Below are 13,781 nucleotides of genomic sequence, written 5' to 3' on the forward strand. Positions count from 1 at the left end.
AGTTCACACAGCACGAGATCCGAAGTATTGAACCATAGTCTCGACTCCCGATTTCGGGCCAGATCGGCAGTGCTGGGACTCGCATTTGGCGTTGCCTTCTTCGCATTAATCGCGCGGGCCTTCTGGGTGCAATGCATCAATGACGGCTTCTACCAGGTTCAGGGCAACATTCGCCAAATCCGTGATTTCACGGTGCATGCCGCGCGTGGGCGCATTCTTGATCGCAATGGCAAGATTCTTGCAATGAGCCTTCCGACCCGTGCATTGTGGGTGGATGCGCGCGACGTGCCCCCACTCTCCGACCGCAAGCTTGCCGCAGTGGCCGCTCTGCTCGGCATCAAGCGCAGTCGCATCGAGCAGGCGTATCGGCACCATCGCTCATTCGCCTATCTTCAGCGGCAAGTCCCACTTGCAATCGCGCAAGCCGCCATCCGCCTCGATATTCCGGGGCTTCATGCCGAAAGCGACTATCGCCGCTTTTACCCGGAAGGCGCGATAGCGGCACACGTGACCGGCTTCGCGAATGTCGACGGCAAGGGTCAAGAAGGCGTCGAGCGCGCTGAGAACGCAATTCTTACGGGGACGGACGGTCTACGTCGCGTATTGCGCAACGCACGCGGCGAAGTCATCGACTCGCTGGCTTTCACCCCTCCGAGGCCCGGGCGTGATATTCGGCTGTCGATCGACCGCTCGATCCAATATGCGGCCTTCAAGGCCATTCAGAATGCAGTGCAGCGGACCGGTGCACAAGCAGGCTCCGCGATTGTGATCGACGCGCATACCGGCGAAATTCTCGCCATGGCGAACTGGCCGGGATATGACCCCAACTCGCGCTCTGCCCGCGAAGGCATGCACGTCCGCAATCGTGCGGCCACCGACGTCTTCGAGCCAGGCTCAGTCCTCAAGCCATTGACTATAGCGTTGGCATTGCAACGAGGCGTCGTCACGCCTAGTACGATTGTCCCGACGGATGGCGGGCGCCTGCGCCTCGATCATGCTGTCATTCACGACGACAAGAACTTCGGTACATTGACTGTCTCGCAAGTCATACAGAAGTCGAGCAACGTTGGCACGACAAAGATCGCGCTCATGATGTCGCCTCAGGTAATGTGGAAGAACTTTCGAGCGGTTGGACTCGGGAAACCGCCACACACCGGTCTTCCAGGCACGACATCGGGAAGCTTGCGTCCATACCGGACCTGGCGACGCATTGAGCAGGCCACGATGTCTTATGGGTACGGACTGTCAGCTTCTTTGCTCCAACTCGCGCAGGCGTATTCGGTGTTCGCGAACGACGGCGTATTCGTTCCCGCGACGATTTATATTCGGAGCCGATCGGCTGTACGCGGTCACCGCGTTTATTCGACAAAGGTCGCCCGGCAGGTCAGACAGATGTTGCGGGCCGTCATATCGGCCGACGGCACAGCCCCCCTTGCTGCAATCCCGGGCTATACGGCAGCTGGCAAGACGGGCACCGCTTACCGCTGGACATCCCGCGGGTACAATCGCGACGAATACCGTGCTTCTTTTGTCGGCATGATTCCCGCACAAGCGCCACGCGTCATTATTGCGGTATCGATCGATCGGCCGCGCAAAGGGTCACATTTCGGCGGGGCAGTGTCCGGACCCGTTTTCTCGAGGATCGGGTACGACGTGATGAGGATTTTGAACGTCGTGCCGGACGACCCAAGTACGCAATTTGCCTGTGACCAATGTGGAACATCTTGAACCCGCGAGGGAAGGCTGCGGCCATACCATCCATGAACGCAGACCGCGCACGTGGCGGCACATCGGCGCCCTTTACAATGCAGTCGCCCGATTCTCGTCGCGTTCGAGGCCAACGACGTGGACTGTTCGAGTGGGGAACGCAAATTCGAGTCCAGCGCGTGTGAGTCCGTCCATCAGGTCCAGATTGATCTCTTGCTGAACATCCATATAGACGTTGTAACTTGGGTCCGTAACGTAATACACGACTTCGAAGATTAGGTCGCTGTCCCCGAACCCCTTGAAATGCGCGCGATCGAAGCGGGTGTTGCCAGCGGATTCGACCGCAGTTTTCACGATTCCCGGTACCCTCCGCAATGTGTCCGGGGTCGCGTCATAGGTCACACCAAAAGAAAATTGGATGCGGCGTTCAGCCATCCTCTTGTAGTTGTGAATCGTGTGCTTGAGCAGTTCGGTGTTGCTACAGACAACCTGCTCACCGCTCAGACTTCGAATGCGGGTCGTCTTTAACCCGATGTGCTCGATGCTGCCGGCCACGTCGCCGAATACGATGAAATCGCCGATTTCGAAAGGTTTGTCCAGACCGATCGCCAGCGATGCAAACAAATCGCTCAAGATGCTTTGAACTGCCAATGCAACCGCGACGCCGCCCACACCGAGACTCGCAACGAACGCGGTAATGTTCACGCCCATGTTGGCCAGGATCGCGAGCAATAGCACAGACCATAAGACCCCCCTTAGGACCCAGGCGATCATCGTGGTCATCACCGGATTGTGAGCAAGGGTACCCGTTGCATCCAGTCGTCTTGTGGTCCAGATGCCAACCCCGCGACTTGCCCAGAGCGCGAGCTGCAGTCCGACCACGAGGAACCAAAGGTGATCGAGTCGGTTTCCCCAGCGCTCTGGTAACGGCAGGAATTTCGCGCCGATCAGTATGGCGGCGGCCAGTAGGAAGATTTTGTGTGTGCGGCGCAGCACCTCCACAAGCATGTCGTCGTACTGTGTACTGGTACGTATCGAAAGAGCCGCAAGGCGATCCGTAATGAACTTCAGCATATAGGCCAGAGCGACGTAGCTTCCCGCAGCCGCTGCAAGCGCGTACACCCAGTCAATCGCCGCAATCCCCATAAATGCATTAAGGTCCAACCAGCTTCTCATTGCTCTTCCCCGCTTGAGTGCAATCCGTGGATATAGATCGAGAGTTTCCGGAAGTCGATGCATTTTGTGTCGTCTCATCCGTCGAATAGTTCCCCAAACACGACGCTCGTTCAGGGAAATGTCGCGGCGGCGACGGCGCAGAGCCCTGTTCCGCTTGGAATGCGTTGAAATACGCTATTGCTGAGGGCGTTTGACTAGACAATGCGCAGGCGCAGAAACGGCATTGGTTGCACATGGCATAACGCGCGCTTATCGAACACCGCTCTCCAGCTTCGAGGCGCGGAGAGGCTTTGTTCATCACCTTTGTGCGTAAGTGCGGATTCGGTCCGACGTGTGCAGCCGAGAGTCCCTCCCGTAGCTGGCTCGCCGTAGCGGGTTCCGGCCTACTGACGCTCTCCATCGGAACGCGTCCTGCCGGAGGCGACGCGCAGAAGAACAGCGTCAAGCGCTTGCATTTCGACCGGTTTCCCGAGGTGGTCGTCAAAGCCTGCGCGTCGGGTACGCTCCCGGTCTGACGCGCCCGTTTGTCCCGACACAGCGACGCAAACAGTCTCCGCAAGCTCGTCCGAAGAACGGACTTGGCATAGGAGCCCAAAGCGATCGACATCTGGCATCGAGAGATCCATCAACATCAGATGTGGTCGAAATCCACGTGCCAACGCTAGCGCTTCGACTGCACAGTAGGCGACGCGTGCGGCGTGTCCCTTCATCTGCAGCAGGACACCAAGTGAATCCGCCGAATCGCGATTGTCGTCGACCACAACGATGCGAAGCGGCGCTGAGGATGGAGGTATGGAATGCTCGGCAGCGGATACTTGGTCGCACGCAGCACGCGTAGTCGGTAATAGAACAGTAACCGTGGTGCCTCGTCCAGGACCGGCGGTTTCAGCGTGAACAGAGCCGTCGTGTAACCTAACCAGCGAGCGGGAAACGCTGAGGCCCAAACCGAACCCTGGCTCACCCGGTTGGGCCGGCACCGACATGCCCTGTTGCTCAAACATATCAAAGATAGAATCGCCCGCACCGGGCAAGATCCCGAGGCGGAAGTCCACCACACGAATAGCGACTTTGCCGCCATCGGCTCGCACGACGACATCGATTCTTTCGCCTACAGGGGAGAATCTGACAGCGTTGTCAAGCAGGTTGCAAAGCGCCTGGGTCAGCCGAAGTCTATCGCCATTCAATACGATTTCGTCGGCTGGTATGTCGAGGTTGAACTGCAGTCCCCGGTCGCCTGCCTTCCCTCGGGTGCGTTCCACTGCAAGTGTCACGATTTCGCGTGCCGTCACGACCTCAACGTTCAGCAGGATCTCACCGGCGGCAACATTGGCGGCATCCACAAGATCGTCTACCATGCGGGTCAACAACCTGACCTGACGGTCAATCGAATCTCGGCATAGCGACAACTCATGACCGAGTCCAGAAATACTCTGGAAAACAGCGGCTGAATAGCGCAGCGGAGCAAGATGGTTCCGCAATTCATGGCCCAGCTTTGCGATGAACCGATTGAAGCCATCCGCAAATGCATCCCCTTTCTCAAGATGCGTGCGAAGAGAAATGTCTCGTATTATTTGGACGAATCCACACAACTGAGCATTGTCGCCGTGGAGTGGAGTAATGGTGACATGCGCCCAAAATCGGGAACAGTCCTTGCGCATGCGCCAGCCTTCCGTCTCGAATCGATGGTCGCTCGCCGCGACTCTTAGACAACGCTCGGGCAGTCCCGCCTCAATTTCATCGGCTGGAAATAGGCACGCGAAGTTTCGTCCGATTACTTCCTGCGCCGTGTAGCCGCAAATCAATTCGACACCCAGATTCGATGTCCTGATCGTCCCGCTGAGATCGAGGAGACAAATTGCGTAGTCCGGGACGGACTCGACCACCGATAGGAACTGAAATTCCGCAAGGTTCGGTTCTGGGCTAGTCACACCACTTTTGATACCAGACGGTCCCTCTGATGCTGGCTCTGCTTTGTCGATCATCCTCGCGTCCCCGATGCTGTTGTACCCTCGCTTGTAGTTGAAAGCGGGCTGTTTCAGCGAACAGCTCCTCACCCTAACACTCGGCCTTTATCGAGTTTGGCAATGCCCGGCACACAAAGTTTCTCACCGGTGCGTGCGCAATCATCCCGATTGCCCGATGCAGGATCATAAGTCGTCGCATTCCGCGCCGCGCAAAGCTGATGAAGCACGCAGTACGAGTAAGCCGGTCATTGCGTTTCCAATGGCTTTATTGTCATACCTACGATGTGCGAACGCCAGGCACTGCACTTGGCCGACACGGGAATCCATGCACCGCTGGGTCGAAGGCGCGCTGAGGCACGAATGGTCACCATCGAGTCCACGAACGGTCCGCGAGCCGTTCTTCCCTCGATCGCGCGAAAGGCGCGAACCTTAGCCTTCAGCAACCGCCCATCGGGCGCGATAAACATGTCGTACTGCACCGATGTCCTGATCCATCGGTTGATTTCCGCGACACACTTGATGACGGCCGGGCGAACGTTGATGCGCGCAAGGTAGCGATAGTACTCGGGAATCGTTTGATCAGCCCTGGATCCTGCCGCATACGCAAACAGAAACACGGACGCTGAGACGAGGATAAGCAGGCCTTTCATAAGTGGAGGTAAACGAGGTGGATCATAATTCTTTCCGTGGACCGATGGCGTCTCCAAGTCATTGGGGGGACCCTGGGAAGTAGCGGGTCGAAAGTGCTTCATACAGCGGCGGAGCGAAGAATCGCGACACGCGGCTGGCAATCAGCGCGGTGGCCATCAGCGAAATGACCAGCGCATGGCCGTTGATCATCTCGATGACGATGACGAATGCCGTGATCGGGCTCTGCGTGACCGCGGCGAGATAGCCGACCATCCCGAGCGCAATCAGCATCTGTAGCTGCATTCCTGAGAACAGGATGTGCAACGTATTGCCGATCCCCGCGCCGATTGCAAGAGACGGTGCGAACAGGCCACCCGGCGCACCAGGCAGATAGGAGCCGATCATCGAAACCATCTTGAACACCGGGTACAGGACGCTGACGTCAGTGTGGCTCTCGAGCATGCCGCGGGCCTCCGCATATCCGCTGCCGAACGTATGGCCGTGGGTCGCAACGCCGACGACCGCGATGACCAGCCCGCACGCTGCACCAAACAGTACCGGTTGGCCAACACGGAAATCCTGAAGCCTTCGCGGCATCCAGCGTCGTGTATTGAGCAACAACCAGCAGAAGATTCCGCCCATAACGCCCGCAATTATCCCAATGAGGACGACCGCGAGCGCCAACGACTGGGGAAGGTGCGCCCCTACGTCGATCGTGCCGAAATAAACGTAGTTGCCCTGAATGCCGAGCGACACAATACCGGCAAAGATGATCGCCGTGATTAGGACGCCGCTCGTGCGTTGCTCGAAGCTTCGCATGAGTTCCTCGATCGCGAACACGACCCCTGCGAGAGGCGCATTGAATGCGGCGGAAAGCCCCGCTGCCGCACCGGCAAGAGCCAGCCGGTGCTCAAGCACGCCCGGTCGGATCGCGCGAAACCGCTGCGGATAGAATTTCCGCAGGTTGAACATGAGCGCGGCGCCCACGTGGATCGTCGGCCCTTCCCGACCGATCGTGAAGCCGCCAAGAATGGCCCCGAAGGAAACGAGGATCTTGCCGACTAGGATCCTGAGTTTGAGCAACCGGGCACCCGTGTTGCCCGGCGCGTGCAGCATTGCAATAACCTGCGGAATCCCGCTTCCCTCCGCACCATCGAAGAAGCGCCGCGTCAACCAGACCGTCAACGCGCCGATGATCGGCGTGACAATCAGCGGCAGCCACGCGTGCCGAACCGCGTAGCCCAGGAACACCGCATAACCAAAATCGATTAGCTTCGCATAAAGCACCGCGACGAGGCCTACGGCGACCGCACCCAGCCAGAACACTCCATAGTGAAGCCACAGACGCCGTGCGTGCAGCAATGCGCGGCGGTCCGCGAGCGCGGAAATGCGAATCATCGGTCTCCCCCTACCCACTTGTCAGCTTCTTCAATATTGGACGATATCCCGATCGCTCAGCTTCGCGCCGGCGGCGGCTTCATGCCGATCGCGATCGCAAGCCACACCGCCGCTCCACCTGCACATGTCAGAAACACCTCGTTTGCGCCGCCGTGCTTCAGCAGCCAGCCGCCCACGATGCCGCCGAGCGCGAGCCCGATCGACTGCGTGGTGTTGTAGACGCCCGTGGCCGCGCCCTTGCGCGAACCCGGCGCGAGCTTCGACACGAGCGACGGCTGCGACGCTTCCAGGATGTTGAACCCGAGGAAGTAGACGAAGAGGATCGCCGCCACAATCAGAATGGTATGCGGTGCGCTGCCGAGCAACAATTGGCCGAGCAGGATAGCCAGAATGCCGCCGAGCAGCACCGGCTTCATCTTGCCCCGTTTTTCCGCGACGATGATCGCCGGTACCATCATCACGAACGCGAGCCCCATCACCGGCAGGTAGACCTTCCAGTGCGCGGCGACCGGCAGCCCGCCGTCGACCAAAAGGCGCGGCACGACCAGGAACAGCGCTGTCTGCGTCGCATGCAGCACCAGCACGCCGAAGTTCAGGCGCAGCAGCTCGACGTTGTGCAGCACCTCGGCGAACGGCGCGGGCACGTGCACGGGCTTCGCGGCGTCGGGCACGATCCACAGCACGACACCGATCGCGAGGAGCGACAGCACGCCGACGATCGCGAACAGCCCGCTCATCCCGACCCAGTGGAACACGATCGGCGCGCCGACGATCGCGACCGCGAACGACACGCCGATCGACCCGCCGACCATCGCCATCGCCTTCGTGCGGTTCTGCTCGGAGGTCAGGTCGGCAATGAACGCGAGCACCGCGGACGACACGGCGCCCATCCCCTGGATCACGCGGCCGACGATGATCCACGTGATGTCGTGCGCGAATGCGGCGACGAAGCTGCCGATCGCGAAGATCACCAGGCCCGTGGCGATCACCGGCTTGCGGCCGAACTTGTCGGACGCCCAGCCGTAGAAGATATAGAACAGCGACTGCGTGACGCCGTAGGCCCCGAGCGCGATACCGACGAGCAGCACGTTGTCGCCGCCCGGGATGGTTTTCGCGTAGACCGAGAACACCGGCATGATCATGAACAGGCCGAGCATGCGCAGCGCGAAGATCGCCGCGAGCGACGTGGTCGCGCGCAATTCGGGCGCAGTCATGCGGGAAGATACGGTGGACGACTGGGACATCGTTGACGCAATTTACCGAACAGACCGAACAACGGAGAAAAAAACCCAGCTAGGCAGCCGGGTTCAAGAAGTTCGACCCGGCCTCTCGTATCAGGACGACCGGACGTCGAGTTCAGCGAGCTGAGGGAGCACATCGGAACTCACGTTTCCGCAGAATTTCCGCATCGTAACATGCCGACTAGTCATGATGTGACATTTCTCCTACTCTAGTTGATATGGGCTGCCGCAGTGGCAATACGATGCCGAAATCTTTCAAATCACCGTTCAATTCATTTACAAAAGACCGTCACTCACCAACAGATACGCGCGCGATGCACTGCACCCCGGGAGGTTGAGCTCGCGCCCGTTTCGTTGATCTGCGACCCATTCCGTTCGATCGGACGCCCCTTTCGAGAGACCAGTGATGAAAGGCTTGATGCGATATGCAGTAGTGTTGGTGCTCGTGCTGTTCGGCGGATGTCACTCCGCAACGAAGACACCCGGCACCGCCGGCATGATGAATCAAAACACGGCAGACGGTCAGGCGATCGGAACACCGTCGACCATGGCCGACGAATTGAACAACCCCAACAGTCCGCTGGCGAAACGCAGCATCTATTTCGATTTCGACAGCTATGAAGTAAAGCCCGAATACCAGTCGCTGCTGCAGGCGCATGCCGACTATCTGCGCCTTCATCCAAGCCGACACGTTTTGATCCAGGGCAATACCGACGAGCGTGGCACCAGCGAGTACAACCTCGCGCTGGGCGAACGCCGGTCGCAGGCCGTGCTTCGCACGCTGGAAGCGCTCGGCGTACCTGACTCACAGGTTGAGGCGGTCAGCTTTGGCAAGGAGAAGCCGGTCGCTTTGGGTCACGACGAAGCGTCATGGTCGCAGAATCGGCGCGCGGATATCGTCTATCGATGAGCGCCTCCGTGGTGGGGATCCGCCCCGCCACGCATTTCCAGACAGGGCCTGTTCGTCATCGATATCGTGATCACAAGCCCATGAAGTACGGTCGAACATCCATCTCGGCGGACCACGACTGGACATCGGAGAACTCGCCGAACTCGACCGGCCTCCCGCGATAAAAACAACAGTATCCGTTGGCCGTTCTGTAGACGATGACCCACTCGCGATCGTCATTCGTCCCGTCTTCCAGATTGCCTGCCAACACCTCTCTCCATTCATCGAGATGCAGGGCGACCGCAAGCCGCCGACGCAGCACAGCCAGTTCAACACCCAGTTTCATGGCGAACCTCCTTGCCGGCGTGCGCTTCGCCCCGTGTTGGTGTGTGGCTGTCGCGATGCCGCGGTCTAGGCCGCAGGCCGCGCCCGGTTCCGTGCCGGTTCTCGGGAAAGATCCTGATGCTGCTCGCCACTGCGTCCGCGATGTGTTCCTTGGCGATCACCCCGACCACTTCCACTGAGCCTTCCAGTTCGGGGCCCTTCACCACGACCGCCATGGTTGCGTGCTTCTGGCGCAACTGGCTGATCACGTCGGACGCCGCGTCAGTCGGCGCGACCACGATGAAATTGTGCTGAGCGAGCGTACCGAGCGTCACCGATGGATGATCGTGCGAGATGGCCCGGCGCAAGCCGGTATTGATGCGCAGCACGCCTTCGATCCGGCCCGATCGCGTCACGACTACGTGGCGGAACGGCGGCCCGTCGAGATTGCCGAGAATATCGCGGAAGAGCACGTCCGCGTCCTGCACGAGTACATCCGTCTCCATCACTTGCGCCGCGTTCTGGACGAGGAACATGTTGGCGTGCAAAGCGTTCGGAATGACGTGACCGCGACGCACCAGCTTGAGCGTATAGATGCTTTCGCGGCAAAGCAGGCGCCGCGTCGCAAGACTGACCGCAACCGCGATGATCATCGGCAGCACGATGTCGTAGTCGCGGGTCATCTCGAAGATCATCGCGACCGCGGTCATCGCCGCGCCGGTTCCACCGCCGACCATCGCCCCCATTCCGACCATTGCGAACGCGGGTGCACTCACGGGCGCGGCGGGCAGCACGGCCTGCACGAATGCGGCGAACGCCGCACCCAATGCCGCCCCGATGAACAGCGACGGAGAAAAGACGCCGCCGGAGGAGCCGGAGCCAAGACTAACTGACGTAGCAAGGGTCTTGCAGAGCGCAAGCGCGATCAGAAACAGACTACCGCCAAGCTGACCATAAAGCAGTGCCTGAATCGTTGCATAGCCCACGCCTTCGACGTAGTAATGCCCTGCGACCCGCATCAGAAAATAGATCATCAACCCGACGATCAACATGCCAAGCGCGTGGCGTGCGTAGCGTCCGTGGATGCGCTCGAACAAGCCCTCGGAAAAATGAAGCCCGTGAGTCAGAAGCGCGGCGCCGGCACCCGTGAGAATACCAAGTGCAGCGTACAGCAGAAGCGTCAGCACGCTGCCCGGACGATCGGGAATCGCGCCCAACTGGGCCGGCACCAAAAACGCCGGCGCACTGCCGAAGAACAGGCGTCCGACGAAGGTCGCCGTGCCGGTTGCCAGCGCGACGGGAAGGAAGGTATTCACGCTGATCTCCGGCATCATCAGTTCGGTCGCGAACAGGACGCCCCCGATCGGTGTATTGAATGTCGCGGCGATCCCGGCGCCCGCGCCGGCTGCCACCAGCGTGATTCGCTGGCCCGCGGTCATCCTGACTGCCTGCCCCAGCGTCGAGCCGAGTGCCGAACCGATCTGGATAATGGGCCCTTCCCTGCCAACCGCTGCACCGGTGCCGATCGCGAACGCGGACGCGAGCGATTTCACGATCGCGACGACCGGGCGTATCACGCCGCGCTTGAAATAGATCGCGTCCATCACCTCGGGCACGCCGTGCCCTTTCGCTTCCGGCGCGAAGGTTCCGACCAGCCAGGTGACGATCAGGCCGCCGACGACCGGCACCAGTATGACGAACGCTCCCCATGCGGAAGGCGGCGTAAAGGCGCTCGCGTTATATGAGACCGACCACCGGCCGAGGAAAAACGCGTTGTGGACGAAGCCGATCAAGCCGCGGAATGCCACGGCCCCGATTCCAGTGACGACACCGACCAGGATACCCAGGCAGCTCAGGCGATACATGTCGATCGGTGACGTGTCGTCCTCGATTTGCGGCAACCGCTGGACTCGCCCGGTTTCCACTCGCATTGCTGCGAGTTCACCGACCGGTTTTTCTTCTCCTCCTGTCGATCCCGATGTCATGGCTTCCGTTCCTGTCGAGTAGGTGGATCCTTCAACTGGTCTCGTTCATCCGCCCCATCATCTCCGACGTTTCGCCGGCATCGAGCGCACTGCGCATGGCCAGCGCAAGTACCACCAGGCTCCACACGGCGACCAGCAGAATGTCCCAGCCGAATCCGATGACGCCAAGGCCGCCACCGATCCCGCCCATCCAGGACAACAACCAAAGCCCGCCGAACCATGGGAGCAACCACGCGATATGATTCCAGCCAAAATCTCGCGCGCTGCGACGCAAGACGACGTGATGGTGTAGCGCGTAAAGGACGAAGCCGATTGCGACCAGCGAGAACAGGAAGTTGTTGGTCTTGAAGCCGGTCCAGTAGATGACGAGGTTGCTGCAGACGAAGGCGATCGGCGCAATCAACCCGGCTCCGCTCATGCGGAACGGTCGCTGCAGATCCGGCATGTTGCGTCGCAGGACCAGCAGCGCGACGGGTCCCAGTCCGTACGTGAGAACGGTAATCGACGTGATGTAGCTCACCATCTGCTGCCAAGCCGGAAACGGCAGCAGGAACAGCACGCCAACTGCCCACATAATCAGTACGGCGACCCACGGGATCTTGTTGGCATTGAGTCGCGTCAGCATGCGCGGGCCCGCATCCAGTTCACCTGCTGCGAACAGGATGCGCGAGCCGCCCGTGACATACATCAGGCCGGTTCCGCCAGGAGACACATATGCGTCGATGTAAAGCAGCGTTGCCATCCACCCCATGCCGAGCGTCGCGGCGAGCCCTGCGAACGGCCCCATCTCGCCCTTGAAGCTGAGATGGTTCCATCCCGCGGTCAGGTCGGCCGGCGCGAGCGCATGGATGAACGCGATCTGAAGCAGGATGTAGATGACGGCTGCGAGAAGCACCGCACCGATCACCGCGAGCGGAATGTTTCTATGCGGATTGGCGCTTTCGCCACCCAGGTCGATGGCCGTGCGAAAGCCGAGATAGCTGAAGACGATGCCTGCAGCCGGCAACGCGGTGAACATCCCGGAGAGGTGATAGCTGTCGGGCGCCGCCTGCAGCACGCCCCAGTGCGTGCTGGTGGTCAGCAAGCCGGCGATGGTCAGAAGCGGTACGAGGATCTTCCACCACGTGATGGTCGAGTTCACGCTCAACAGCCAGCGGATCACCATCAGATTCAGCAGGGCCATGATCCCGAGCAGGCCCGCACAGGCCATGAAACCGATCGCCGTCAGCAAGCCCGCGCTTCCGGGCTGGATGAACCAGGGGAGATAGTTGTTCGCGTAGGTGACGATCGCCTCCGCCTCGACTGCCGGGACCGGCACGTAGGCAAGAAACAGGAGACCGCACCAGATGCGGCCCAAACCAACGCCGTGGCTCGCATGGCTCATGTGCACCAGCGCGCCGCTGCGCGGAAACATCGCGGCCAGCTCGGCGAAGCACAACGCAATCAGCATGATGATGATCGCGCCCAGCACCCAACTGCCGATGCTCAGCGGGCCGGCGATGCGCGATGCGTGATAGGCGCCGAACAACCAGCCGGAACCGACCATGCTGGTCGTGCTGGCGAACAACAGCCCGATGATTCCGGCGTCACGCCGGAGCTTGCCTTCCAGATTGAGGCTCGAGGTCGTGCTCATAAGCGACTCCTTGCAAACGACCTCCCCCTGCTGCGTGTGTGTTCGTGTGTGTTCGTTCGTCCCTGCTTGTTGTCGCGACGACCGATGCATCTCGGCCGTCCCGGCGAATCCGCGCGTTTCCCTGCCGCGCGCTCAGTTGGTATCGGTGACGTCTTGGAATGCCCAGCCGAACGACTGAATTTCCGACTTGTGCAAAGCTGCCACCTTGCGCAAGCATTCCGCCCCTTTTTCCGTCAGATGGATCTCCACTTGCCGTCTATCCTGCTCGCTCGTCTGGCGCCGGACGAGCCCCGCTGCCTCGCAGCGCGTGATGAGCGCCACCGTACCATGCGACGACGCCTGCAGCCGCTCGGCAATCTCGCCCACGGTCGCCCATGATCTGTCCGGAAACGCGCAGGTGTGCAACATCAGCATGTACTGCAACGGCGTGAGCCCCTCGGCATGGAGAATCTCCTCCGAAAAACGCAGGAAACGCCGCAGCCGGTAGCGGAATTCGGACAGCTGCTCAAGGTCATGTTTCGTGACGCTTGTGGTCGCTTTTCGAGTACCTGCTGCCATTACGAACTCCAGAAACACGGGTAGTTTTCTGGAATCATGTCATCACGTGACCTAAAATATAGGCGCGCATAGCGGGTAGTGCAAAGTGCTTTCATCAATCTCTACTCCTGTTGCTGCGTGGACCGACCCTATCAACGTGAATTGGTGAGGAGAAGTGGACGGTATTTCAATAACGCTGCTGATCGCCATGGTCGTCGTACAGCCCGCTCGTTCAACCGGCTTGCATGCGGGAAGCCCCGGCCGCATCACGGCTCCGGCGCGAAATATACTGCATGT

Annotated in this window: 11 protein-coding genes; 2 read left to right on the top strand and 9 right to left on the bottom strand. The window is 60.1% G+C overall.

Annotation, left to right across the window (positions count from 1 at the left end; translation table 11 throughout):
• Positions 1–27 precede the first annotated feature (27 nt).
• Entirely contained in the window at positions 28–1,728 is a 1,701-nt protein-coding gene (locus tag BST28156_RS24010; protein ID WP_048803578.1) for a peptidoglycan D,D-transpeptidase FtsI family protein, read from the top strand.
• A gap of 72 nt (positions 1,729–1,800) precedes the next feature.
• Here BST28156_RS24010 and BST28156_RS24015 read toward each other — a convergent pair whose 3' ends face one another.
• The 5 genes from BST28156_RS24015 to BST28156_RS24035 form a co-directional block, all read right to left on the bottom strand.
• On the bottom strand, positions 1,801–2,883 hold the full coding sequence (locus tag BST28156_RS24015) for a mechanosensitive ion channel family protein (RefSeq protein ID WP_038442191.1): 1,083 nt from the start codon (positions 2,881–2,883) through the stop codon (positions 1,801–1,803).
• Positions 2,884–3,266: 383 nt separating this feature from the next.
• Positions 3,267–4,865, bottom strand: coding sequence for a PAS domain-containing hybrid sensor histidine kinase/response regulator (locus tag BST28156_RS24020; protein ID WP_052421588.1), 1,599 nt, complete (start codon positions 4,863–4,865; stop codon positions 3,267–3,269).
• Positions 4,866–5,092: 227 nt separating this feature from the next.
• Positions 5,093–5,497, bottom strand: coding sequence for a BspC domain-containing protein (locus tag BST28156_RS24025; protein ID WP_038442189.1), 405 nt, complete (start codon positions 5,495–5,497; stop codon positions 5,093–5,095).
• 58 nt (positions 5,498–5,555) lie between these two features.
• Positions 5,556–6,875, bottom strand: a complete 1,320-nt coding sequence (locus tag BST28156_RS24030) for a chloride channel protein (RefSeq protein ID WP_038442187.1) — start codon at positions 6,873–6,875, stop codon at positions 5,556–5,558.
• 56 nt (positions 6,876–6,931) lie between these two features.
• Positions 6,932–8,119 carry an MFS transporter gene (locus tag BST28156_RS24035; RefSeq protein WP_038442185.1) on the bottom strand — a complete coding sequence of 396 codons (1,188 nt, stop codon included), beginning with the start codon at positions 8,117–8,119 and terminating at the stop codon, positions 6,932–6,934.
• A gap of 403 nt (positions 8,120–8,522) precedes the next feature.
• On the opposite strand from BST28156_RS24035, the gene pal reads away from it, so the two are divergent.
• Positions 8,523–9,026: a peptidoglycan-associated lipoprotein Pal gene (gene pal, locus BST28156_RS24040; protein ID WP_038442183.1), complete on the top strand. Its 504-nt coding sequence runs from the start codon at positions 8,523–8,525 to the stop codon at positions 9,024–9,026.
• Positions 9,027–9,096: 70 nt separating this feature from the next.
• Here the strand turns inward: pal and BST28156_RS24045 are convergent, their stop codons facing one another.
• From BST28156_RS24045 to BST28156_RS24060, 4 genes are all read right to left on the bottom strand, one after another.
• On the bottom strand, positions 9,097–9,351 hold the full coding sequence (locus BST28156_RS24045) for a hypothetical protein (protein WP_038442182.1): 255 nt from the start codon (positions 9,349–9,351) through the stop codon (positions 9,097–9,099).
• Entirely contained in the window at positions 9,335–11,314 is a 1,980-nt protein-coding gene (locus BST28156_RS24050; protein WP_230942998.1) for a chloride channel protein, read from the bottom strand. Before BST28156_RS24050 ends, BST28156_RS24045 begins: the two co-directional genes overlap by 17 nt.
• A 31-nt stretch (positions 11,315–11,345) precedes the next feature.
• Entirely contained in the window at positions 11,346–12,947 is a 1,602-nt protein-coding gene (locus BST28156_RS24055) for an APC family permease (RefSeq protein WP_048803577.1), read from the bottom strand.
• Positions 12,948–13,079: 132 nt separating this feature from the next.
• Positions 13,080–13,505 (bottom strand): MarR family winged helix-turn-helix transcriptional regulator, encoded by a 426-nt coding sequence (locus BST28156_RS24060; protein ID WP_038442181.1) that lies wholly within the window; start codon positions 13,503–13,505, stop codon positions 13,080–13,082.
• Positions 13,506–13,781: the final 276 nt, after the last annotated feature.

Source organism: Burkholderia pseudomultivorans, from assembly GCF_902499075.1.
Taxonomy (GTDB): Bacteria; Pseudomonadota; Gammaproteobacteria; order Burkholderiales; family Burkholderiaceae; genus Burkholderia; species Burkholderia pseudomultivorans.

Coding starts and splice junctions, on each gene's coding strand:
- BST28156_RS24020 (WP_052421588.1), bottom strand. CDS start 4,865: ATGATCGACAAAGCAGAGCCAGCATCAGAGGGACCGTCTGGTATCAAA.
- BST28156_RS24060 (WP_038442181.1), bottom strand. CDS start 13,505: ATGGCAGCAGGTACTCGAAAAGCGACCACAAGCGTCACGAAACATGAC.
- pal (WP_038442183.1), top strand. CDS start 8,523: ATGAAAGGCTTGATGCGATATGCAGTAGTGTTGGTGCTCGTGCTGTTC.
- BST28156_RS24045 (WP_038442182.1), bottom strand. CDS start 9,351: ATGAAACTGGGTGTTGAACTGGCTGTGCTGCGTCGGCGGCTTGCGGTC.
- BST28156_RS24050 (WP_230942998.1), bottom strand. CDS start 11,314: ATGACATCGGGATCGACAGGAGGAGAAGAAAAACCGGTCGGTGAACTC.
- BST28156_RS24030 (WP_038442187.1), bottom strand. CDS start 6,875: ATGATTCGCATTTCCGCGCTCGCGGACCGCCGCGCATTGCTGCACGCA.
- BST28156_RS24015 (WP_038442191.1), bottom strand. CDS start 2,883: ATGAGAAGCTGGTTGGACCTTAATGCATTTATGGGGATTGCGGCGATT.
- BST28156_RS24025 (WP_038442189.1), bottom strand. CDS start 5,497: ATGAAAGGCCTGCTTATCCTCGTCTCAGCGTCCGTGTTTCTGTTTGCG.
- BST28156_RS24035 (WP_038442185.1), bottom strand. CDS start 8,119: ATGTCCCAGTCGTCCACCGTATCTTCCCGCATGACTGCGCCCGAATTG.
- BST28156_RS24055 (WP_048803577.1), bottom strand. CDS start 12,947: ATGAGCACGACCTCGAGCCTCAATCTGGAAGGCAAGCTCCGGCGTGAC.